The organism is Paenibacillus yanchengensis (assembly GCF_042684845.1).
GTDB classification, from domain to species: domain Bacteria; phylum Bacillota; class Bacilli; order Paenibacillales; family Paenibacillaceae; genus Pristimantibacillus; species Pristimantibacillus yanchengensis.
In genome coordinates, this window is the sequence record NZ_JBHUMH010000052.1 from 39,662 (window position 1) to 61,794 (window position 22,133).

Annotated in this window: 21 protein-coding genes and 2 riboswitches; all 21 genes read left to right on the forward strand. The window is 40.1% G+C overall.

Annotated features, from left to right (window positions below; translation table 11 throughout):
• Nucleotides 1-8: 8 nt before the first annotated feature.
• The 21 genes from tilS to ACFSTH_RS13820 all read left to right on the forward strand — a co-directional run bounded on the left by tilS (nt 9) and on the right by ACFSTH_RS13820 (nt 21,672).
• The gene (gene tilS / locus ACFSTH_RS13720; RefSeq protein WP_377770632.1) at nt 9-1,430 is read left to right on the forward strand and encodes a tRNA lysidine(34) synthetase TilS; all 1,422 of its coding nucleotides are present in this window, start codon (nt 9-11) and stop codon (nt 1,428-1,430) included.
• Nucleotides 1,431-1,479: 49 nt separating this feature from the next.
• Nucleotides 1,480-2,019 (forward strand): hypoxanthine phosphoribosyltransferase, encoded by a 540-nt coding sequence (gene hpt, locus ACFSTH_RS13725; protein ID WP_377770630.1) that lies wholly within the window; start codon nt 1,480-1,482, stop codon nt 2,017-2,019.
• Between the two features lie 98 nt (nt 2,020-2,117).
• The gene (ftsH, locus tag ACFSTH_RS13730; protein WP_377770628.1) at nt 2,118-4,112 is read left to right on the forward strand and encodes an ATP-dependent zinc metalloprotease FtsH; all 1,995 of its coding nucleotides are present in this window, start codon (nt 2,118-2,120) and stop codon (nt 4,110-4,112) included.
• Between the two features lie 326 nt (nt 4,113-4,438).
• A complete protein-coding gene (gene nadA / locus ACFSTH_RS13735; protein WP_377770626.1) occupies nt 4,439-5,377 on the forward strand; it encodes a quinolinate synthase NadA in 939 nt (312 codons plus the stop codon).
• Between the two features lie 33 nt (nt 5,378-5,410).
• Complete coding sequence (gene nadB / locus ACFSTH_RS13740) at nt 5,411-7,024, forward strand: L-aspartate oxidase (protein ID WP_377770624.1); 1,614 nt, start codon at nt 5,411-5,413, stop codon at nt 7,022-7,024.
• The gene (gene nadC / locus ACFSTH_RS13745; protein WP_377770622.1) at nt 7,017-7,892 is read left to right on the forward strand and encodes a carboxylating nicotinate-nucleotide diphosphorylase; all 876 of its coding nucleotides are present in this window, start codon (nt 7,017-7,019) and stop codon (nt 7,890-7,892) included. Before nadB ends, nadC begins: the two co-directional genes overlap by 8 nt.
• A gap of 4 nt (nt 7,893-7,896) precedes the next feature.
• On the forward strand, nt 7,897-8,673 hold the full coding sequence (locus ACFSTH_RS13750; RefSeq protein WP_377770620.1) for a type III pantothenate kinase: 777 nt from the start codon (nt 7,897-7,899) through the stop codon (nt 8,671-8,673).
• Entirely contained in the window at nt 8,673-9,572 is a 900-nt protein-coding gene (gene hslO / locus ACFSTH_RS13755) for an Hsp33 family molecular chaperone HslO (protein WP_377770714.1), read from the forward strand. Before ACFSTH_RS13750 ends, hslO begins: the two co-directional genes overlap by 1 nt.
• 15 nt (nt 9,573-9,587) lie before the next feature.
• Nucleotides 9,588-10,547 (forward strand): peptidylprolyl isomerase, encoded by a 960-nt coding sequence (locus ACFSTH_RS13760; protein ID WP_377770618.1) that lies wholly within the window; start codon nt 9,588-9,590, stop codon nt 10,545-10,547.
• A gap of 94 nt (nt 10,548-10,641) precedes the next feature.
• Nucleotides 10,642-11,580 (forward strand): cysteine synthase A, encoded by a 939-nt coding sequence (gene cysK / locus ACFSTH_RS13765; protein WP_377770616.1) that lies wholly within the window; start codon nt 10,642-10,644, stop codon nt 11,578-11,580.
• A gap of 128 nt (nt 11,581-11,708) precedes the next feature.
• The gene (locus ACFSTH_RS13770) at nt 11,709-13,328 is read left to right on the forward strand and encodes an anthranilate synthase component I family protein (protein WP_377770614.1); all 1,620 of its coding nucleotides are present in this window, start codon (nt 11,709-11,711) and stop codon (nt 13,326-13,328) included.
• Nucleotides 13,325-13,903, forward strand: a complete 579-nt coding sequence (gene pabA / locus ACFSTH_RS13775; protein ID WP_377770612.1) for an aminodeoxychorismate/anthranilate synthase component II — start codon at nt 13,325-13,327, stop codon at nt 13,901-13,903. Before ACFSTH_RS13770 ends, pabA begins: the two co-directional genes overlap by 4 nt.
• On the forward strand, nt 13,900-14,856 hold the full coding sequence (locus ACFSTH_RS13780; RefSeq protein ID WP_377770610.1) for an aminotransferase class IV: 957 nt from the start codon (nt 13,900-13,902) through the stop codon (nt 14,854-14,856). The genes pabA and ACFSTH_RS13780 overlap by 4 nt, the downstream gene beginning before the upstream one ends.
• A 6-nt stretch (nt 14,857-14,862) precedes the next feature.
• Nucleotides 14,863-15,717 (forward strand): dihydropteroate synthase, encoded by an 855-nt coding sequence (gene folP, locus ACFSTH_RS13785; RefSeq protein ID WP_377770608.1) that lies wholly within the window; start codon nt 14,863-14,865, stop codon nt 15,715-15,717.
• Between the two features lie 59 nt (nt 15,718-15,776).
• Nucleotides 15,777-16,145, forward strand: a complete 369-nt coding sequence (gene folB, locus ACFSTH_RS13790; protein ID WP_377770606.1) for a dihydroneopterin aldolase — start codon at nt 15,777-15,779, stop codon at nt 16,143-16,145.
• Between the two features lies 1 nt (nt 16,146).
• Entirely contained in the window at nt 16,147-16,698 is a 552-nt protein-coding gene (folK, locus tag ACFSTH_RS13795; RefSeq protein WP_377770604.1) for a 2-amino-4-hydroxy-6-hydroxymethyldihydropteridine diphosphokinase, read from the forward strand.
• Nucleotides 16,650-16,853 carry a helix-turn-helix domain-containing protein gene (locus tag ACFSTH_RS13800; RefSeq protein ID WP_377770602.1) on the forward strand — a complete coding sequence of 68 codons (204 nt, stop codon included), beginning with the start codon at nt 16,650-16,652 and terminating at the stop codon, nt 16,851-16,853. The genes folK and ACFSTH_RS13800 overlap by 49 nt, the downstream gene beginning before the upstream one ends.
• Before the next feature lie 15 nt (nt 16,854-16,868).
• The gene (gene dusB, locus ACFSTH_RS13805; RefSeq protein ID WP_377770600.1) at nt 16,869-17,858 is read left to right on the forward strand and encodes a tRNA dihydrouridine synthase DusB; all 990 of its coding nucleotides are present in this window, start codon (nt 16,869-16,871) and stop codon (nt 17,856-17,858) included.
• Between the two features lie 319 nt (nt 17,859-18,177).
• Complete coding sequence (gene greA / locus ACFSTH_RS13810) at nt 18,178-18,654, forward strand: transcription elongation factor GreA (protein WP_377770598.1); 477 nt, start codon at nt 18,178-18,180, stop codon at nt 18,652-18,654.
• A 205-nt stretch (nt 18,655-18,859) separates the two neighbouring features.
• A complete protein-coding gene (lysS, locus tag ACFSTH_RS13815) occupies nt 18,860-20,359 on the forward strand; it encodes a lysine--tRNA ligase (protein WP_377770596.1) in 1,500 nt (499 codons plus the stop codon).
• 265 nt (nt 20,360-20,624) lie between these two features.
• A riboswitch (cyclic di-GMP riboswitch) is annotated at nt 20,625-20,712 on the forward strand.
• 58 nt (nt 20,713-20,770) lie between these two features.
• A riboswitch (cyclic di-GMP riboswitch) is annotated at nt 20,771-20,863 on the forward strand.
• Nucleotides 20,864-20,877: 14 nt separating this feature from the next.
• Complete coding sequence (locus tag ACFSTH_RS13820; RefSeq protein ID WP_377770594.1) at nt 20,878-21,672, forward strand: transglutaminase-like domain-containing protein; 795 nt, start codon at nt 20,878-20,880, stop codon at nt 21,670-21,672.
• The last annotated feature ends 461 nt before the right edge of the window (nt 21,673-22,133 follow it).

Genomic DNA, 22,133 nt, shown 5'->3' on the forward strand with positions numbered 1-22,133 from the left:
TAGCAGCGGTGGAATTGACGAAACAACTCGTTCAATTTGCAACTGAGCAGCAAATGTGGCAAGCTGGAGATACGATAATTGTAGCTGTTTCGGGTGGTCCCGATTCGATGTGTTTGTTACATGCACTTAAACGGGTATCTCATGCAGAGCAAATTAAAATCGTAGCTGCACATGTCAATCACGGATTTCGTCCTGTGGAGTCAGCGGCTGAACAAACAATGGTCGAACAATTTGCAACTAGTTTAGAAATTCCTTTGGAAACGATACAATTGCAGATGCCTGCGATTATATTAGCTACTAAAGCAAATGCGCAAGTAGCGGCAAGGGAACAACGTTATCAGTTTCTGCAACAAGTAGCCATTTCATATGGAACCAATTTTATTGCTCTTGCGCATCATGGTGACGATCAGGCTGAAACAGTGCTTATGCACCTCATCAGAGGTAGTGGGCTTTCTGGATTATCTGGTATGCGAGCAGTTAGGCAGGAAAAACAATCGGTATTTATTCGTCCATTACTGCGTATGAATAAAATGGATATTATCTCTTATTGTGAACAACATGCTGTTCCTTTCATGATAGATAGCAGCAACCTGCAAAAAGACTACATACGCAATCAAATTAGACATGATGTGATCCCCTTTCTATCGCACTATAACCAGCAATTGCCAGATGCACTACAACGAGTGGCGGAAATTGTTAGTGCAGAAGATGAGTGGTTACAAGAACAGACGCAGCAATTTTTTAATAAATTAGTCACAATTAAGCAAGAACAATGTATTATTTCGCTGCAATCATTGAATCAATTGCATGTTGCTTTACAAAGGAGATTGATTAAACTAATATTAAGTTATCTTTCAAATGTGCCAGATGGTTTTTCCTTCGAACGTATAGAAGCAATACGAGCGATGACGAGAGCCAATACCGCTAGTACAAGTAGGATTGAAGCTGGATGGAAGATTGAAGTAAGAAAGGAATATGATCATATTCGTTTTTTATATCAACCGTCTTTTCATCAGGAAAGTGCAGTGGAAACGGTCTACCCGATATACATAGCAGAAGTTACCACTTTACAACAATTTGAATTGCCGCATGGATGGCGATTGACGTTGGAACGAGTGGCAAATACTTCGGAATATACTGCTCGAACAGGTGCTGAAGCACAGTTTGATCTGGCAGCTATTTCATTTCCATTGATGATCAGAACTCGTGAACCAGGAGACCGAATGAATGTATTAGGACTAAAGGGTTCAAAAAAAGTGCAAGATATGTTCGTAGATGCAAAAGTAACGCAATTGGAACGAGAACGATATCCACTGCTGTTTGATGCTGAAGAACGGTTGTTATGGATACCCGGAATAAGACGCTCTAGCATTGGTTTGGTGAATGTCGATACAAAGGCAATTCTACGAATAGTAGTTTATCAGCAATAACCAAATGAGCAATGATATTAATTTTGAATGTTGTGGGAGGATTCATACGTTGCAAGATGATATTAAAGCTGTCCTTTACAGTGAAGAACAAATTCAATCCAAAGTAAAACAATTAGGTGAGCAATTGAGCGAGGATTTCAACGGGCGTAATCCGCTCGTTATTTGTGTTCTTAAAGGTGCGTTTATTTTTATGGCTGATTTGGTAAAAGCTATTACCGTGCCACTTGAATTAGATTTTATGGCAGTATCCAGTTATGGGCAATCTACAAAATCATCTGGCGTTGTCAAAATTATTAAAGATTTAGATGTATCTGTTGAAGGTCGAGACGTCATTATAGTTGAAGATATTATCGATAGTGGACTTACTTTAAGTTATTTAATTGATGTATTAGAACGTCGCAATGCGAAAACGGTAACCGTAGTAGCGTTGTTTGATAAACCAGCAAGAAGAACAGTAGACTTGGAACCCGATTATAAAGGATTTTCACTACCAGATGAGTTTGTTGTAGGGTATGGTCTTGACTTTGCTGAAAAATATCGTAATATTCCTTATATTGGCATATTGAAGCCGGAAGTGTATGAAAAATAAATGATGCATCACCGTACATGCTCATCCCAAGCAACCTCTATTGTTATGGAAAGTCATGCTATGGTAGAATGTTTAAAGCGTCTGAGAGGAGGTAGGGGATGAATCGGATCATCCGAAATACTAGTTTTTATTTAATTATCTTTTTGGTTACTGTCGGTATTTTTAAAGTTTTGAGCGGATCGGGGGAAACTTCTACACCGCTTAGATATGACGAACTGAAGCGAGCTGTAGAATCAGGGGTAGTAGCAGAATTAGCAGTAAAATTTGAAAACCAAACGTATTTTGTTGAAGGTAGGTTTTCAGAAAAACCAGCTGATGCAACTAGCGATAAGTTTACTTCCAGAGTTGGGGTGGAAGCCGGAGATCGAATCATGGATTGGCAGGAGCAATTTGGCTTTGAACTTGTCAACAAAGAAATGGATCGTCCTAGTTTCTGGCTAACATTTTTCACTTCTATTATTCCGTTTATTTTAATCTTTATCTTATTCTTCTTCTTGATGAATCAAGCACAAGGTGGCGGAGGCAAGGTGATGAACTTTGGCAAGAGCCGTGCGCGATTATATAACGAGGAGAAAAAGAAAGTTACATTCAATGATGTAGCAGGTGCCGATGAAGAGAAGCAGGAACTGGTAGAAGTTGTTGATTTCTTGAAGGATCCACGCAAGTTTAACTTGGTAGGTGCAAGAATACCAAAAGGGGTTTTACTTGTAGGTCCTCCAGGTACAGGTAAAACGTTACTTGCCCGTGCTGTTGCAGGGGAAGCGGGAGTGCCATTCTTCAGCATCTCAGGTTCTGATTTCGTAGAGATGTTCGTCGGTGTCGGTGCGTCTCGTGTACGTGACTTGTTCGAAAATGCAAAGAAAAATGCGCCATGTATTATCTTTATTGATGAAATAGACGCAGTTGGTCGCCAGCGTGGTGCTGGTTTAGGTGGCGGGCATGATGAGCGTGAACAAACGCTTAATCAGTTACTAGTTGAAATGGATGGTTTTGGTGCGAACGAAGGGATTATTATCGTTGCTGCAACGAACCGCCCAGATATTCTTGACCCGGCATTGCTTCGTCCAGGACGGTTTGACCGTCAAATTACAGTAGATCGTCCGGATGTAAAAGGACGGGAAGCGGTACTGACAGTTCACGCACGTAATAAACCGTTGGAAGATGATGTGAAACTAGATGTTATTGCTAAGCGCACGACTGGATTTAGTGGTGCTGACTTGGAAAACTTATTAAATGAAGCTGCATTACTTGCAGCTAGACGCAATAAAAAAGAAATTGCGATGGTAGAAGTCGATGATGCAATCGATCGTATTATTGTAGGTACGGAGAAGCGTAGTCGGGTTGTATCTGATCGTGAGAAGCGCATTGTGGCATATCACGAAGCGGGGCATACCATTGCAGGTTACTTCTTAGAACATGCAGATGAAGTCCACAAAGTTACGATTGTACCACGTGGGCAAGCTGGCGGCTATGTTATTATGTTGCCAAAAGAAGATAGAATGCTTGTTACGAAGCCAGAGTTGCTTGATAAAGTTTCCGGATTGTTGGCAGGTCGTGTAGCTGAGGAATTATTCATCGGCGAAATCGGAACTGGCGCATACAGTGACTTTAAACAAGCGACAAGTATTGTACGCAGCATGATTATGGAATATGGTATGAGTGATAAACTCGGTCCATTGCAATTTGGTAGTTCTCAAGGTCAAGTGTTCTTAGGTCGCGATATCGGTCATGAACAAAATTACTCCGATCAGATTGCATACGAAATTGATCAAGAAATGCAAGCTATTATCGGCAGCTGTTACGAGCGAGCGAAAAACTTGCTAACAGAAAAAAGTAATGAAATGCATTTGATTGCACAGACGTTGTTGTCTGAAGAAACGCTAGAGCGTGAGCAAATTGCTTCGTTGATTGATCATGGTAAGTTGCCAGATGGCTCAACTAGTAGCTCAAAGCCAGCTCCTGAATCAAAAGCAGATCCGATCATTGATGAAATTGGTGATGTGAAAGTTCGCATTCAACCACGTGACAGTGACGGAACTAAGCAACCACCAATATCTGGTGATGATAAACCGTCTTCTGATGATACAGAGTAAGTAATAAACAGACGTAACTTTCAAAGCTTACGGCGATCCTGCTTCAGCGCGGGATCGCCTTTCTTTATAGCAACATCGCAATACTGCTATTTTATTGGTAAAGAACGCTTGTAGATATAAGAAACTTAAATTGTGACAAGAAAATGTCGAATCTTCCATTGACAGACTACGCAGGCAAGTGTACATTAGGTTTTAATCGATTAAATTTAACGAAATTGTAAACAGGTTTAATTTTTCAGGTTGTCGGGTCGCCTACTTTGTGCAAGATTTCACAATGTGCTAAAAGTTGTGTAATTAGATAATTTCTACAGGGGAGAGTGTTAATAGTGGAAGCTTTAGCGCTACAGCGTAAGCAAGAACAAAATCGTGAATTAACAGAAAGATTGCTTCAATTGAAAAAAGAACGTAACGCTATTATTTTAGCTCATTATTATCAGCGAGATGAAATTCAAGCTGTAGCTGATTTTCGAGGAGATTCTTTTTTGTTGGCACAAAAAGCTGCCGAGACAGATGCTGACGTTATAGTATTTTGTGGCGTTCATTTTATGGGCGAAAGTGCCAAAATATTAGCTCCGAACAAAACGGTTATTATACCAGATGAACGAGCGGGCTGCCCGATGGCAGATATGGTTAATGTAGATGGGCTACGTAAGCTGAAAGCGCAACATCCGAATGCAAAAGTAGTGACGTATATTAACTCTTCTGCAGAGATAAAAGCAGAGACAGATATTTGTTGTACATCAGCTAATGCTGTGAAAGTAGTGAATTCGGTAGAGAGTGATGAAGTGATTTGGGTACCGGACAAAAACTTAGGTCATTACGTTCAACAAAATACAGACAAAAAAATGATTATTTGGGAAGGCTACTGCAACACTCATGACATGTTAACCGTTAAAGATGTAGAAGAGATGAAAGCAAAGTATCCGAATGCTGAATTTGTCGTACATCCAGAATGTCGCCCAGAAGTAGTTGCCCTTGGTGATTTTGTTGGAAGCACAACAGCTATATTAAAATACTGTCGTGAATCTACGGCAAAAGAATTTATCGTTGGTACAGAAGATGGTACAGGATATCAGCTGCGGCTAGATAGCCCTGACAAAACATTTCATTTTGCTTCCAAATATTTAGTTTGCCCGAACATGAAAGTGAACAATTTGAAAAAACTAGTGAAATGTTTGGAAACGATGCAACCACAAATTTATGTACCTCCTCACGTTGCAGATCAAGCTCGTCAATCTTTGGAACGGATGTTGTTAGTAAAATAACATGACGTTTTCCTATCCGCTGGGGGAATAAATATGATTCCGAATTATTTAGTAGATATTGAACTTGATAAGCTTCCTGTAATTGAAAAAGATGTCATCGTTATTGGGGCCGGCATTGCCGGTCTTTTTACCGCTATTCATGCAAGTAAAGAGCACGCGGTACTATTGATTACGAAAAAGTCGCTACTCGATAGTAATACTCGCTATGCTCAAGGAGGGATTGCGGCTGTAACTTCTACCGATGATTCCCCACAATTTCATATGCAAGATACGTTAAATGCCGGTGCAGGGCTATGCTCTACAGAAGCAGTTAGTGTGCTTGTACATGAAGGACCGGCAGGTGTTGAGCGGTTAATGGAACTTGGTACGAAGTTCGATGAGGAAGATGGGAAGCTAGCTTTGACGAAAGAGGGAGCGCATAGCCAGCGTAGAATACTGCATGCTAATGGTGATGCGACCGGTTACGAAATTGTGCGTGCGTTATCAGAACAGGCAAGTGCAAATAGTAATATCGAAATTTGGGATAATCATTTTGTCATTGATTTAATTGTGGAGCGTGGGGAGTGCTATGGTGTTCTTGTCCAACTGCCAGATGGTCAACGATTAATTGTCCGTGGAAAGGCAACCATTCTATGTACTGGTGGTGCTGGTCAGTTATATCGCTACACGACTAATCCAGAAGTAGCTACTAGTGATGGTATCGCCATGGCATATCGAGCTGGAGCAGCTATACAAGATGCTGAGTTTATTCAATTTCACCCGACGGCACTTTGTTACCCGGGAGCTCCTCGGTTTTTAATATCGGAAGCAGTACGTGGTGAAGGTGCGGTACTACGCAACATCCGAGGCGAACGGTTTATGCACAAATATCATGAACTAGAGGAATTAGCTCCTCGTGATATTGTAGCTCGGGCGATTGTAAGTGAGATAGATCAGACGAAGTCAACGTTTGTATATATAGATATAACACATGAATCACCAGAAAAAATTAAGCATCGTTTTCCTACGATTTATGAGTATTGTTTAAAGTATGGGCTTGATTTGACGACAGATTGGATTCCAGTAGCTCCTGCGATGCATTATATGATGGGAGGCGTGAAAACCGATCTTCATGGAGAGACTAATATCAATCGTTTGTTTGCGTGTGGAGAAGTATCGTCAACTGGTGTGCATGGTGCTAATCGATTAGCAAGTAACTCTTTATCGGAAGCGATTGTGTTTGGTAATAGAATCATTGCTAAAGTAGCACAGCTAGAGCCGTTACCAGCTATGCCTGAAATCTCTACACGAACGGATCGTAAGCAAGTGATGATTCAGCCTGTAGTAGAAAAAAGATTGAAATTACAAAAATTAATGCTTCGCTATGTTGGTTTAGTTCGGCATGAACCCGGATTGCGGCAAGCGCGTCTGGAACTAGAAAGACAACTGCCTACGTTTGATATGTGTCTAGAAGACTATGAGCAATTTGAATTTGCCAATTTATTAACATGTGCGTTAATCATTACAGAAGCAGCGTTATGGAGACAAGAAAGCAGAGGCGCTCATTATCGTGAAGACTATCCGCAATTAAATGATGAAAAATGGAAAAAACATTCTCTACAACAGCGAGAATACGGTATGATAAAGGAGCGTCAGGAATATGTCTGAACAGTTATCGATAATAAATGATATAGAACTACGGAAACAAATTAGCGCTTGGCTTGCTGAAGATGTAGGTAGTGGCGATATAACGACACTAACTACCATACCAAAAAATATAGCATCTAAAGCAGTCATTCATGCAAAGGAAGCTGGTGTGTTAGCGGGAATAAAGATTGCTGAGCTTGTATTTCATACCGTTGACCCAACATTAGTATTTACAGCTTTCAAAAAAGATGGCGAGCAAGTAGCGGCTGGTACCATTATTGCAGAAGTAGAAGGTAGCGTTCATCATTTGTTGACTGGTGAAAGACTTGCACTCAATCTATTACAGCGAATGTCTGGTGTTGCTACCAAAACAAAAATGTTTGTCGATGCGTTACAAGGACTTCCTGTTCGATTGGTTGATACTCGCAAAACGACACCAGGACACCGCGCATTAGAAAAGTATGCTGTAAGAGTTGGCGGTGGAGCAAATCATCGATTCGGACTGTATGATGCAGTGATGATTAAAGATAATCATATAAAAGGTGCTGGTAGTATTACTGCCGCTGTTCAATCAGCTAGAGCAAACATTCCTCATACGATGAAAATAGAAGTTGAAGCAGAAACATTAGACCAAGTGCAAGAAGCGTTGGCGGCTGGTGCTGATATTATTATGTTAGATAATATGAGTAATATCACTATGACAGAGGCTGTTCGAGTGATAAAGCAAACGAGTCCCCATGTTATCGTAGAAGCGTCTGGAGGAGTTACACTAGAAACGATTTATGATATGGCAAAAACAGGAATAGATGTTATTTCCGTTGGAAGCCTAACATATTCTTTTCATTCCATAGATATTAGTTTGGATCTGTTTGAGAAGAAGGGTGGATAAAAAAATGATTTTGGTCATAGATGTTGGTAATACTAATATTGTTATCGGTATATTTAATGATAAAGAGCTACTACAAAACTGGCGTTTGAGCACCAATCGTTCCGCTACAGTAGATGAATATGGGATGATATTGCAAAATCTGTTCCAGCATGTAGGAGTTAAAGCAAGTCAAGTGGAGTCGGTCGTCATTTCCACCGTTGTACCGCCTTTATTGCCGGTGTTGGAACAATTATCACATAAATATATTCAACGTACTCCTTTAATCGTTGGACCTGGAACAAAAACAGGTTTAAATATCCGCTATGAAAACCCACGTGAAGTAGGTGCTGATCGGATTGTTACCTCGGTAGCTGCTATTGCGAAGTACGGTGCGCCATTAATTGTTATTGATTTTGGCACAGCTACTACATTTGATTATATCGATGTACAGGGTGATTATTTAGGCGGTGCTATTGTTCCAGGAATTGGTATATCTACAGAGGCATTATATCAACGTGCAGCAAAATTGCCAAGAATTGAACTAGTCAAACCCAAAAGTGTTATTGGTCGCAATCCTGTCACTTCCATGCAGGCGGGAATTATATTCGGCTATGCTGGACAAGTAGATGGTATCGTTAACCGAATTAAAAAAGAGTTTAAAGTAAATCCAACGGTTGTTGCAACTGGTGGTATGGCAGAGCTAATTGCCGAAGAGTCAGAATCAATAAAGGTCGTCGATCCATTACTTACGTTAGAAGGACTGCGCCTTATTTATGATCGAAATCGGGAGGGAATGTCATGATGGAAACGTTGCAAGATATATTAGTACGTGGTACAGCTTGGGGTGGGAAAATACGGGTTTTTGCAGCGCGTACTACAGCGATAGTAGAGCATTTGCGCAAACAACATGATACATATCCAACAGCGACAGCTGCGCTGGGGCGGACGCTTTCTGCTGGAGTGATGATGGGTGCTATGCTCAAAGATAAAGAAAAATTAACGATACAAGTAAAAGGTGACGGACCACTTGGACAAATCGTAGTTGATGCAGATGCCGAAGGGAAAGTGCGCGGCTATGTAGATCATCCGCATGTTCATTTGAAAAGTAATGCCATGGGGAAACTAGATGTAGCTGGTGCTGTTGGTCGTAGCGGGCATATTCACATTATTAAGGATTTGGGTCTCAAAGAGCCCTATAGAGGCAGTACTCCCATTGTGTCTGGTGAACTTGGTGAAGATTTTACGTACTACTTTGCTGTATCGGAGCAAACACCTTCGGCAGTTGGTTTAGGCGTTTTAGTCGATACGGATAATTCAGTTATGCATGCAGGTGGATTTATTGTACAAGTAATGCCAGGAGTAACTGATGAAGAAATTACAAAGTTAGAAAATGCTATTGCTGTATTACCGCCGATTACTGATTTAATGGCACAAGGTGAGACGCCGGAACAAATATTGCAGTGGGTAGTCGGTGACGATCTAGTTATTCATGATACGCTACCATTACAATTTGCTTGCCTATGTTCAACGGAGCGTGTAGAACAGACGCTAATAAGTTTAGGGGAACAAGAACTACTTCAAATTATTAAAGAAGATGGCCAGGCTGAAGTTGTTTGTCAATTTTGTAATGAAGCCTATCGATTGAACAAACTGGAGCTAGAGCAACTGCTCATACAAGCAAAACCGAAACCTGTACAATAAACGGGGCATTGTGTAATGAAGAAATATGAATGGCTTAAATTGGTAGTTGTCGTTCAGGCGATTGCGATGATCGCATTGACTGGCTTTGTTATTATTAAATGGTGGCCACAACCGAGTGAAGAGAGAAGTGAGCAGCCATCCCAAACGGATAACGTGGAACAAGGATTATTGCCGGAAGATAAAACAGATATTGTTGCGTCCATTGGCAACGAAAAAATATCGAGGGAACAACTGACTAAGGAGCTTTATGCTCATCATGGTGATACCGTATTGCGTAGTATGATGGTACAAAAAGCGTTGGAATTAGAAGCGCAAGCGCAAGGGATTATGGTAACGGAACAGGAAATGAAAGAAGAACTTCAGAGCTGGATCGCGGATTATGATAGTGAAGAACAATTTTATACGATCATGCGCGAGCAACTCAGTATGGACAAACAACAAGTTCGTGATGAAGTGAAAAGTAAATTACTACTTGATAAAATAACGATGTCGATGGTGAACATCTCGAATAGTCAAATAGAAGAATACATTGCCAACCATCCGGAACAGTTTTTGCCGGAAGTATTATTGCATATGCGTTGGATTGTAACGGAAACAAAGCAAAAATCTGATCAATTGTTATTAGAGCTTGAACAAGGCGCAGATTTTGCTCAACTAGCCAGACAATACTCGGTCGATCCTTTTACCGCTAATGATGGTGGAGATATGGGCAAAATTGCTGTAGATGATCCATTCTATGATAAGAAGCTGTTAGCTCGTACCGATGGGATGCAACCTGGTCAAATTACAGGCCCTATCGAAATAGACCAAGGTCATGCTATCGTGCAATTGCTGGGGAAAGAAGTTACAGAATCATTGTCACTCGAAAAACAGCGAGAAGAAGCACATAAACAGCTGGCTTTAATGGCAGCCATGTCTCAACAACAAGTAGAAGATGAACTCCTTAAAAAATATGATGCATTAATTACCAAATAGGTAAAAATAGCAATTGACAAATAATCAATACAATTGATAAGATGTTAGTAATCAATACCGACTATTCGAGTCGGAATAAGGAGAGATTACTGTTATGACTAAACTTGTGCAGAGTATTACAGAATTGATCGGCAATACACCGCTAGTTCGACTTAATCGACTTGTTCCAGCAGACAGCGCAGAAATATATGTGAAATTAGAGTATCAAAATCCAGGAGCTAGTGTCAAAGACAGAATCGCCATTAGTATGATCGAAGTGGCGGAGCAAGAAGGGCTATTAAAACCAGGCGATACGATTATTGAGCCTACCAGTGGAAATACAGGAATCGGATTGGCTCTTGTTGCAGCGGCAAAGGGATACAAAGCTATTCTTGTTATGCCAGAGACGATGAGTATTGAACGTCGTAACTTATTAAGAGCTTATGGAGCTGACTTGGTGTTAACGCCAGGCGGCGAAGGGATGAACGGTGCTGTAAGGAAAGCAGAAGAATTAGTTGCCGAAAACCCATCTTACTTTTTGCCACAACAGTTTAAAAACAAAGCTAATTTAAAAGTACACCGTGAAACGACAGGTCCTGAAATAGTGGAAGCTATTCAAGCACATGATGGTCAATTAGATGCCTTCGTTGCTGGGATTGGTACTGGTGGTACGATTAGTGGTACAGGAGAAGTGTTAAAACAACAGTTTCCAAATATCAAAATTGTTGCAGTAGAACCAGCGGCATCACCGATATTGTCGGGTGGCAAGCCAGGTCCTCATAAAATTCAAGGTATCGGTGCCAACTTTATTCCAGATATACTGAATCGTGATATCTACGATGAAATCATTACAGTAGAAAATGATGATGCATTTGAATATGCTCGTCGTGCTGCGAAAGAAGAAGGAATTTTATGCGGTATTTCATCTGGAGCTGCTATCTATGCTGCGCTGCAAGTGGCTAAGCAATTAGGTAAAGGAAAACGAGTAGTTGCTATTATACCAAGTAATGGAGAACGCTATTTAAGTACACCTTTGTTTAATTTCGAAGATTAATTGCAGATCCAATCCTTCATTCTTTTTTTGGATGAAGGATTTTTTGTTTTCTATCGTGATACATTTACGCTTCTCATATTTTTTTGTATACTAGGCAGAATAGATAACAACTTGAAGCGGAGGAAATAATGATGTTAATTAAGTGGCAGCAGTGGATGGAGTGGGATGAACAGCGTGCGGAGAAACGGTATAATATGTTCCCGTTCGTGCATTCATTTCGCTGGCCGCTTCACCAGCCGTACCTAAACTCATGGGAAGACGTATGGAAAGAAGCATCGCCCTACTCGCTTGTACTTGAAAGTGGAAAGGAAGGTCGTTATACCTATTTGGGATTGCATCCAGCTAGCTTAATTGAAGGGAAAAATGATCAAGCAGAAGCGTACGAATTATATCGTGCTGGCGACGGTCAATATAGCAAACAACTAAAGCATGCCTGGAAAGAGCAACCACTTCAAGCTATTGAACGTTGGATGAGTATATATAGAGCACCATCATTGCCAACAGGTCAGTTTCCGAAGTGGAAAGGTGGATGTGCCGGTTTTTTAAGCTACGATGTGGCGCGAAGCATTGAACAGTTACCTGATCTTGCTAACGATGATTTGGCGATACCTGATTACTTATTTATGCAGTTTAATGAAATCTGGGTGATTGATCATGAAGAGCAGCAAGTCTTTTGTATAATACATCAGCCTATTGCTCCCGAAACAGACAGACAACAACTAGAGCAGTATTACACAGAAGCAATGGATCGAGCTCAGCAGATGGAGATATTTTGGGAAAAACTATTGGGAGAAACGAAGCAAGTAGATGTGCGAGAGCAGCTGTACAAAGAGCGTTTTACCTTTAGTGAACAGCATTCGATAGATATTGATGCGGATACAATGTCCGGTAATACTTCACCATTCGCAAAACAAGCCTATATGGATGCCGTTACAGCGATTCAATCATATATTGCAGCTGGCGATGTATTCCAAGTCAATTTATCTTTACGTCAAAGTAGAGATGTGTCGATTACCGCGGAGGAGCTTTACGAATGGTTGAAAATAATTAATCCATCTCCTTATATGGGGCTGCTACGGACACCGCAATTTCAAATCGTGTCTGGTTCTCCTGAATTGTTAGTACAATTGGTGGATAATAAACTAGTTGCACGCCCGATTGCCGGTACACGGAAGCGAGGAATAGATGCAGCGGATGATCAGAGATTAGCGGATGAATTGCAGAACGACAGCAAAGAAAAAGCAGAGCATGTCATGTTAGTTGATTTGGAACGTAACGATCTTGGTCGAATTGCTGCCTATGGCTCTGTTGAAGTGAAAGAATTGATGGTAATTGAACGTTATTCCCATGTGATGCACCTTGTTTCGCAAGTGGAAGCGCAACTACATCATGATTATAGTCTATACGATGTCATTGCTGCTAAGTTTCCAGGAGGAACAATAACTGGTGCACCAAAAGTAAGAACGATGGAAATTATTGAAGAGCTTGAACCAGTACGCCGTGGACCATATACTGGTTCTATGGGTTTTATTGATTATAGTGGTGATATGGAGTTAAATATTATTATTCGTACCATTGTTTTGGATGGTGGCAAGGCACATATTCAAGCTGGTGCGGGTATCGTTATTGATTCTGATCCCGAAAGTGAATACTATGAGTCACTTAATAAGGCGAAAGCATTATGGCGAACTATTCAATTGAGCGAACGATTTGCGTCTAACAAAAACCAGGGAGGCAATGACAGATGATACTAGTCATCGATAATTATGATTCGTTTACGTATAATTTGGTACAATATTTGGGGGAACTTGGACAACAACTAGTCGTCAAACGAAACGATCAAATAACGCTACAACAAATAGAAGAGCTTGCTCCCGATCATATATTAATATCACCAGGTCCTTGCACGCCGAATGAAGCGGGCATTAGTTTGGATATTATTACTACTTTCCAAGGTCGTATTCCTATAATGGGGGTATGTTTGGGTCATCAAGCGATTGGACAAGCTTTTGGTGCTAACGTCGTACGCGCAGATCGATTAATGCACGGTAAAACATCGGAAATTCATCATGATGGTCAAGCGCTATTTGCTAATTTACCGCAACCAATCGTAGCAACGCGGTACCACTCTTTAATTGTGGAGCGGGCAAGTATGCCTGATTGTTTGGAAATTACGGCAGAAACAGATATCGGTGAAATTATGGGCGTTCGCCATAAGCAATATGTGATCGAAGGAGTACAGTTTCACCCTGAATCTATCATATCAGAGCATGGGCATGCGATTCTTCGTAATTTCTTGCAGCAAACTGGTGCAGTGCGATGACATTTAAATTAATGCGTAACGGAACAATTATAGAAGCTGGCGATGCTGTGATCTCGATATATGATCACAGCTTTTTGTACGGTATTGGATTGTTTGAAACATTTCGGACGTATAATGGAAAGCCTTATTTGTTGAACCGTCATCTTGACCGATTGCAGATCGGTTGTGAGCAGTTAGGTTTACAAGTGACCATATCACATGAACAGCTAGTGGAATGGATTACTACATTGTTAGCTGCCAATCGATTGGCAGATGCTTATATTCGACTAACTGTTAGCTGTGGATCGGGTGAGCTTGGTTTGCCGCAATCTGATTACGAGCAGCCAGTCGTTTGGTTGATGATGCAGCAATTGCCTGCTTATAGAAGATGGGATAGTGTTATATTTCCTGGAAGACAACTAAAATTATTGACTACGAATCGGAATACGCCAGAAGGCAAAGTGCGTTTCAAATCATTACATTTTATGAATAATGTTATTGGAAAGCGTGAATTAGAAGTTTTTAAGCGGAAAAAAGAAGAAAAAGAAACAAATCAGTATCGTACCGAACAATTACGACATCATGAGTTGCAGTTTGCAGGTATAGAAGGGCTTATGTTAACGGAGCAACATTATATAGCGGAAGGGCTTGTCAGTAATATTTTCTTTGTTCATCAGAAGGTGATTAAAACGCCCGCGATTGCGACTGGCATACTTCCGGGAATTACTAGGCAACGGGTGTTAGAATTGGCAGAGCAAGCTGGCTATGACACAGAAGAAGGGCTATATACTTGGGCGGAGTTGTTGCAGGCGGATGAAATATGGCTGACTAATTCTATTCAGGAGTTAGTTCCGGTTACGTTACTTATCGATATGAGAAATGAATCACATGTGGTTAGTGAGGGAACGATTGGTACAGTAACGAAGCAGTTACTACATCAATATCAAACAGAGGCGAATAACGGAAGGTTGTGAGTAACGATGACTGATCCAGCAGCAAAGCAGCATGTACAGAAGCGAGCATATTATTTTAACGATAATAACATGCTACAACTAGGTGAAAGAACGTTAATTATGGGTATATTGAATACTACTCCGGACTCATTTTCAGATGGAGGGCAATATGTGGCGGTTGAAGCAGCAGTGGAGCAGGCCAAACGATTACTAGATAATGGTGCTGATATTATTGACATTGGTGGTGAATCGACACGCCCTGGATCGCAGCAAGTAAGTGTGGAAGAGGAAATAAAAAGAGTCATACCAATCATTGAAGCAATTCGCGAGCAGTTACCAAGTGCAGTATTGTCGATAGATACATATAAAGCAGTTACAGCAGAGCGCGCATTGCGTGCAGGAGTACATATTATTAATGATATATGGGGGCTGCAATATGATGACCAGATGGCTACAGTAGCGGCGACATATAATTGCCCTGTTATTATTAACCATAATCGACCAACAGCTAACTATGATGCGTTATTGCCTAATATAATAGCAGATTTGAAAACAAGTATTGCTTTGGCGGAAAAAGCGGGTATAGCTGCACAGAACATTTGGCTTGATCCAGGTATTGGCTTTGCAAAAAACTATAAGGAAAACCTACAAGTGATGCAATCGCTCGAACAAATTGTAGCGCTTGAATATCCGGTCTTGTTAGGAACATCACGCAAACGATTTATTCAGCAAACGTTAGGTTTGTCGGCGCAAGAAGTAATACAAGGTACGTGTGCAACAGTAGTTATTGGTATAATGAAAGGTTGCCAAATTGTACGAGTGCATGATGTCGCAGCGGTGAAGCAAGCAGCTTTGATGACGGATGCCATTGTACATGTCTAGTGTTTCTGTTTAAAAACAATGATAGGTAATGGAAATATACTATAGGGAGAAATGACACGATGGATAAAATGTATTTGCAAGGGATGAAGTTTTATGGTTATCATGGTGTTTTTGCTGAAGAAAATAAATTAGGACAGCAGTTTATCGTGGATGTTATTTTAAACCTCGACTTGCATACAGCAGCTGAAACCGATGATTTGAACACAACGATTAACTATGCGGAAACTTATGATTATATTCAACGGATTGCGGAAGGCGAGCCAGTAAAGCTAATTGAGGCGCTAGCGGGTAAGATTGCGTCGCAATTGTTGGACGTTTATACTATGGTACATGAAGTTACCGTAAAAGTAACCAAACCTTCGCCACCATTCAAAGTATTTTTTGATGGAGTTACTGTGGAATTGACGCGGAGTAGGGAGCGGGTATAGAATGACAGATGCAAGTAGCGTACACCAAGTATATATTGCATTAGGTTCTAATATGGGGGAGAGAGAACGGCAACTCATGGAAGCCATTCATTCGATTCACCAATGGGAAAATACGAACGTTATTCGAATATCGGATATATATGAAACGGACCCGGTTGGCTATATGGATCAACCACAGTTTTTGAATATGGTCATCTACGTACAGACAGAGATGTCGCCGCTTGTATTGCTGCATCGTTTGTTGCAGTTGGAATTGCAAATGGGTAGGGAACGTGGCGAGCAAAGTGAACGGTTCGGTCCAAGAACGATTGACCTAGACATACTGCTGTATGATAATGTCATAACGGATGAACAACAATTAACATTACCGCATCCGCGAATGATGGAGAGAGCTTTTGTATTAATACCGTTATATGCTATAATGGCACATCCACACGAATTGTATCAGCAAGTTTCCGTATTAACAGCAGCGGCGCAGCGGTCTGGAAAGGAAGGTGTCAAACTATGGAAAACCACCAATTGGCACAAAGAGTTAGAGCTTTTAGAAAATTAAAAGGATACACCCAACAAGAATTGGCCAAGGAACTTGGCGTCTCGGTTGCTGTACTAGGATCATTAGAGCGAGGGACGAGAAAGAACGATCCCAAATTGCTTAACCATATAGCTAAAACATTAGGGATTAGTTACGAAGAGCTGATGTCTTTCTAGGAGGGATAAAGTTGTATGTTAAAAATTGGCGATATCCAAATGAAAAACAGAGTCGTACTGGCACCTATGGCTGGTGTATGTAATCCTGCTTTTCGCCTAATAGCAAAAGAGTTTGGTACGGGATTAGTTTGTGCGGAGATGGTCAGTGACAAGGCTAATAAAAGCACGTTAGAAATGTTATATGTAGATGAACGAGAAAAACCACTGAGTTTGCAAATTTTTGGTGGTGATCGGGATTCGCTTGTTGAAGCTGCCAAAGTAGTCGATAAACAAACAAACGCAGATATTATTGATATTAATATGGGCTGCCCCGATCCTAAAGTTACAAAATGTGATGCGGGTGCAAGATGGTTATTAGACACAAATCAAATTTATGAATTGGTATCGGCTGTTGTAGATGCAGTTGATAAACCGGTTACCGTAAAAATGCGTAACGGTTGGGATGATCAGCATATTTATGCAGTAGAGAATGCTAAAATGGTGGAACGGGCTGGCGGAAAAGCGGTTAGCGTCCATGGACGAACACGAGAGCAGCTATATACTGGGAAAGCCGACTGGGATATTATTCGTCAAGTGAAAGAGGCGATATCAATTCCGGTTATTGGCAATGGTGATGTTTTAACACCAGAAGATGCGAAGCGAATGCTTGATCAAACTGGTTGTGATGGTGTCATGATTGGAAGAGGAGCTTTCGGAAATCCTTGGATGCTCTATAGAACTATTCAATATTTGGATACAGGGCAATTGCTAGGTGATCCGACACCTCGAGAAAAAATGAAAGTGGCAGTTCTTCATATGGATCGACTTATTGCTCTTCGCAGTGAACATGTAGCCATCAGAGAGATGCGAAAACATTTGGCATGGTACTTAAAAGGTTTGCCAGGTGCTCCGCGTGTGAAGGATGCTATTATGGAAGAAGCAGATCGCGATCGTGTAGTTACTATTTTGGAACAATATGTGGAATCTTTAGATGAAGTAGTAGATGAGCAAGCAGTGGCTAACTAAATGATCGAATCGACAAAATTAGCTTGAAATGAATAAGAAATAATTGTTATATGTAGTTATTTGCTGGATTTTGACGATAGCTGCATTGTAATATGTGAAAAGTATGCATAAATTGAAACGGTTTCATTTTGAAAAGATAAGTTAATTGACATCAGGGGTACAATTGCCATATAATCGTGCAATATAATCAAACTTCATAGCAGAATACACCATATAGGCATGATGCCAATAGGACGGCAATATATTAAGTAACAATGCGTAATAAACAACTGTAAAAACAGGATAATAAAAAAGCTTATACGACAGGAGAATCGAAAAGATGATCGATAAAGAAATCATTCTGACTCTAGATGGATTGAAAAAGCTGGAGGAAGAGTTGGAAGTTTTGAAATCAGTGAAGCGTCGAGAAGTGGCAGAGCGTATTAAAGTTGCGATCGGTTACGGTGATATTAGTGAGAACTCAGAGTATGAAGATGCGAAAAACGAGCAGGCTTTTATTGAAGGAAGAATTATTACACTTGAAAAAATGTTGCGTAATGCGCGTATTATCAATGATGATGAGATTAATATCGATACGGTAAGCATCGGGTCTACTGTAGTTGTAGAAGATATGGAGTTTGGCGATACGATGGAGTATGCTATTGTCGGAACAGCAGAATCTGATCCGCTGCAAAATAAAATATCGAATGAAAGCCCTGTCGGAAAAGCGATCTTGGGCAAGAAGAGAGATACTGTTGTGGAAGTGAATGTACCTGCTGGCATTATTCAATACAAGATTATTGATATTAGAAAATAAGGTGTGCTAAAAGCAAAGCTTCCTTATAAGGAAGCTTTTTGCATTACATCGTAGTCCGTTACATGATAGACTATAGGTTAGATGCAAACAGAGATGCAGTCCTTCGGACGTTTCATGTGATCGTGTAGTAGCGTAGTTGCTGCTTCATATTAATATGAAACGTTTGTGCTAGGTATTGCCTTAAGTTTCAAGGAGATGACACGAAGTGGAAATTGAAAACAATGAACAAGAATTAAGTGAATTATTGCAAATTAGAAGAGACAAGCTGGTGGAGTTAAAGCAACTCGGGATCGATCCATTTGGTAGTAGATTCGAACGCTCGCATACTGCAGGTCAAATTGTGAAGCAATATGAAAGTGAGAGTAAAGAAGAATTAGCTGAGCAAGCGATTAAAGTAAGTATTGCCGGACGTATTATGCAAAAGCGTGGAATGGGGAAAGCAAGCTTTGCTCATATTCAAGATTTGAGTGGTCGTATTCAAATTTATGTACGGAAAGATACTGTCGATGAACAGCAGTTTACGGCATTTGAGATGTTGGATATAGGTGATATTGTAGGTGTTGTAGGTGTTGTATTCAAAACGAATACAGGAGAAGTTTCGGTTAAAGCTACAGAGCTGAGTGTTCTTACGAAGTCGTTATTACCTCTACCAGACAAGCATCATGGATTAAAAGATGTTGAATTACGTTATCGTCAACGTTATGTTGACTTAATTGTTAATCCTGAAGTACAACAAACATTTATTACTCGCTCTAGAATTATTCAATCGATGCGTCGTTATTTAGACTCGCTTGGATTTTTGGAAGTAGAGACACCAACGCTCCATACTATTGCTGGCGGTGCAAATGCTCTTCCGTTCATTACACACCACAATGCGTTAAATATGGATCTTTATATGCGTATTGCGATAGAGCTTCACCTAAAGCGATTAATTGTTGGTGGGCTAGAAAAAGTATATGAAATTGGTCGAGTATATCGAAACGAAGGAATGTCTACACGACATAATCCCGAATTTACCATGATCGAGTTATATGAAGCATATGCGGATTATAATGATATCATGAACTTGACAGAAAATTTGATTTCTCATATTGCTCAGGAAGTACTCGGTACACAAACGATTACTTACCAGGGGCAAACGGTGAATTTGCAACCAGGCTGGCGTAGAGTATCGATGGCGGAACTTGTAAAGGAAGCAACTGGTGTTGATTTCACGCAATCTATGAGTGATGATGAGGCGCGTCAATTTGCAAAAGAACATAAAGTGAAAATAGAGTCACATATGACTATCGGTCATATTTTGAATGAGTTTTTTGAACAGTATGTGGAACATACTTTAATTCAACCTACTTTTGTTACTGGTCATCCTGTGGAGATTTCTCCATTAGCGAAGAAAAACAACGAAGATCCACGATTTACCGATCGGTTTGAACTATTCGTTGTAGCTAGAGAACACGCGAATGCATTTACAGAATTAAATGATCCTATCGATCAACGAGAACGGTTTGAAGCACAATTAGAAGAGCGTGAACAAGGAAACGATGAAGCGCACGATATGGATGATGACTTTATTCAAGCATTGGAATATGGACTTCCGCCTACAGGTGGGCTTGGTATCGGTGTAGATCGGTTAGTTATGCTTCTTACTAATGCAGCATCTATACGAGATGTTCTATTATTTCCACACATGCGTGATCAACATTAATTTTAATTATATAAAATACGAAACCTTTCCTTCATTGTTATTAGAAGTGGAAGGTTTTTTGTTGTCATAAGAAATACGCCGGGACGAGTTGTTTGAAACAACATATAATACATGTGAAAGTAAATAATCTTTTCAAAGGGGAGGGAAAGTAGATTTATTACAAGTGGTAAGGTCTTTCGGACTATATTTTAAGGGAATAAGCGGAATTTATTATGTAAAAGGTTGCAAAAAATAATTATTGTAGTACAATGGTATTAAGAGCTTCACACGATAACGGCAAACTTGTCGAAAGGCAAGGACGCAAAGCTAAAGGGTCTTCTCCAAATTACTTGGAATGACAGCCAGCTCCCGAATGCACTGCTCTATTTTTGTATTAAGATAAGAAAATATTGCTACATGTGTAAAAACTTTACACGATAATGGCAAACCAATCGAAAGATTGGGGCGCAAAGCTAAAGGGCCTTCCCCACTAACGTAATAGTGGAATGGTAGCCAGTTACCGAAGGGAGTTTTTTATTATGCGTAAAATCAGTTTATTAATGGTGGCTATAGCATTATTTGCAGGATTGTTTGGAAACTTAACGGCTGAAGTGAGTGCTGCAACTTGGATTGATGTTGCACAAGTGGATAAAGGTATTGTTAAGGTTACTTATCCAGTGAAAAGTAATGTGAGCACGAAAGTAATGATAGCTAGAGGAACTGAAAAATATACGTACAGCTTATACGGAGCAGAAACATTTCCACTTCAGTTGGGTAATGGTAAATATGAAATCAGTGTGCTAGAGCATGTTTCAGGAAAAAGTTACAAACGTGTTGCTCATCAAGAAGTTGTGTTAGCTTTAGGTGCAGATCAACAAGTTTTCTTGAATTCTGTACAGAATGTTAAGTGGAACAATAAAAATGCTGCTATCATTAAAGCAAAAGAACTTACTAAAAACTTAAAAACTGATGCAGAGAAAGTTAAAGCCATCTATGAATATGTATACAAAACAATTAATTACGATAATAAGTTGGCTGAAACGGTAGCTAATAATTATATTCCCAATATAGATAGTACGTTAAAGACGAAATTGGCAATCTGCTATGACTACTCTACATTAACAGCTGCTATGTTGCGTAGCGTTGACATTCCTGCCAAATTGGTAATGGGTCAATCCGCTTATGTTGATGTGTACCATGCTTGGAATGAAGTGTTTGTAGACGGTAAATGGGTAATTATTGATACGACTGTTGATGCAGGATTGCACAAAAACGGTAAGAAATTTCAAATGGCAAAAGAAGCTAGTAAATATAAAGTTGAAAAAGTATATTAAGATGTAAGGAAGAACGCACATGCCTACTTTAATGGTATGTGCGTTTTTTGTATGCGGAGTGCCAGACATGTGTGTTCTCAATATAAGTCAAGTTATGAAGGTGGAATATAGTATTGGCTTGTAGACAGCGGTTAGATGGTTATAATGAAAGTATCATCAGTATCTAGTGAAGGGTAATGGTAGTAGTAGTGGTGGTTACCTAAGGTAATGTATCTATATATAGTAGATAAATAATAGATAGAAAGATTTTTAAAAAAAGACTTGCATTAATCTAGGCAGCTGTGATATATTATATAAGTCGCCGCTGAGATGCAGCCGACAACAAGCGAAACAGCAACAAACAAAACGAAACAATGATTTGTTCTTTGAAAACTGAACAACGAGTGAAGTAATACAAAGCAAGTCAGCAAGAAATGAGCTACAAACTTTTATTGGAGAGTTTGATCCTGGCTCAGGACGAA

Coding starts and splice junctions, on each gene's coding strand:
- ftsH (WP_377770628.1), top strand. CDS start 2,118: ATGAATCGGATCATCCGAAATACTAGTTTTTATTTAATTATCTTTTTG.
- nadB (WP_377770624.1), top strand. CDS start 5,411: ATGATTCCGAATTATTTAGTAGATATTGAACTTGATAAGCTTCCTGTA.
- nadC (WP_377770622.1), top strand. CDS start 7,017: ATGTCTGAACAGTTATCGATAATAAATGATATAGAACTACGGAAACAA.
- ACFSTH_RS13750 (WP_377770620.1), top strand. CDS start 7,897: ATGATTTTGGTCATAGATGTTGGTAATACTAATATTGTTATCGGTATA.
- hslO (WP_377770714.1), top strand. CDS start 8,673: ATGGAAACGTTGCAAGATATATTAGTACGTGGTACAGCTTGGGGTGGG.
- ACFSTH_RS13760 (WP_377770618.1), top strand. CDS start 9,588: ATGAAGAAATATGAATGGCTTAAATTGGTAGTTGTCGTTCAGGCGATT.
- cysK (WP_377770616.1), top strand. CDS start 10,642: ATGACTAAACTTGTGCAGAGTATTACAGAATTGATCGGCAATACACCG.
- ACFSTH_RS13770 (WP_377770614.1), top strand. CDS start 11,709: ATGATGTTAATTAAGTGGCAGCAGTGGATGGAGTGGGATGAACAGCGT.
- pabA (WP_377770612.1), top strand. CDS start 13,325: ATGATACTAGTCATCGATAATTATGATTCGTTTACGTATAATTTGGTA.
- ACFSTH_RS13780 (WP_377770610.1), top strand. CDS start 13,900: ATGACATTTAAATTAATGCGTAACGGAACAATTATAGAAGCTGGCGAT.
- folP (WP_377770608.1), top strand. CDS start 14,863: ATGACTGATCCAGCAGCAAAGCAGCATGTACAGAAGCGAGCATATTAT.
- folB (WP_377770606.1), top strand. CDS start 15,777: ATGGATAAAATGTATTTGCAAGGGATGAAGTTTTATGGTTATCATGGT.
- folK (WP_377770604.1), top strand. CDS start 16,147: ATGACAGATGCAAGTAGCGTACACCAAGTATATATTGCATTAGGTTCT.
- ACFSTH_RS13800 (WP_377770602.1), top strand. CDS start 16,650: ATGGAAAACCACCAATTGGCACAAAGAGTTAGAGCTTTTAGAAAATTA.
- dusB (WP_377770600.1), top strand. CDS start 16,869: ATGTTAAAAATTGGCGATATCCAAATGAAAAACAGAGTCGTACTGGCA.
- greA (WP_377770598.1), top strand. CDS start 18,178: ATGATCGATAAAGAAATCATTCTGACTCTAGATGGATTGAAAAAGCTG.
- ACFSTH_RS13820 (WP_377770594.1), top strand. CDS start 20,878: ATGCGTAAAATCAGTTTATTAATGGTGGCTATAGCATTATTTGCAGGA.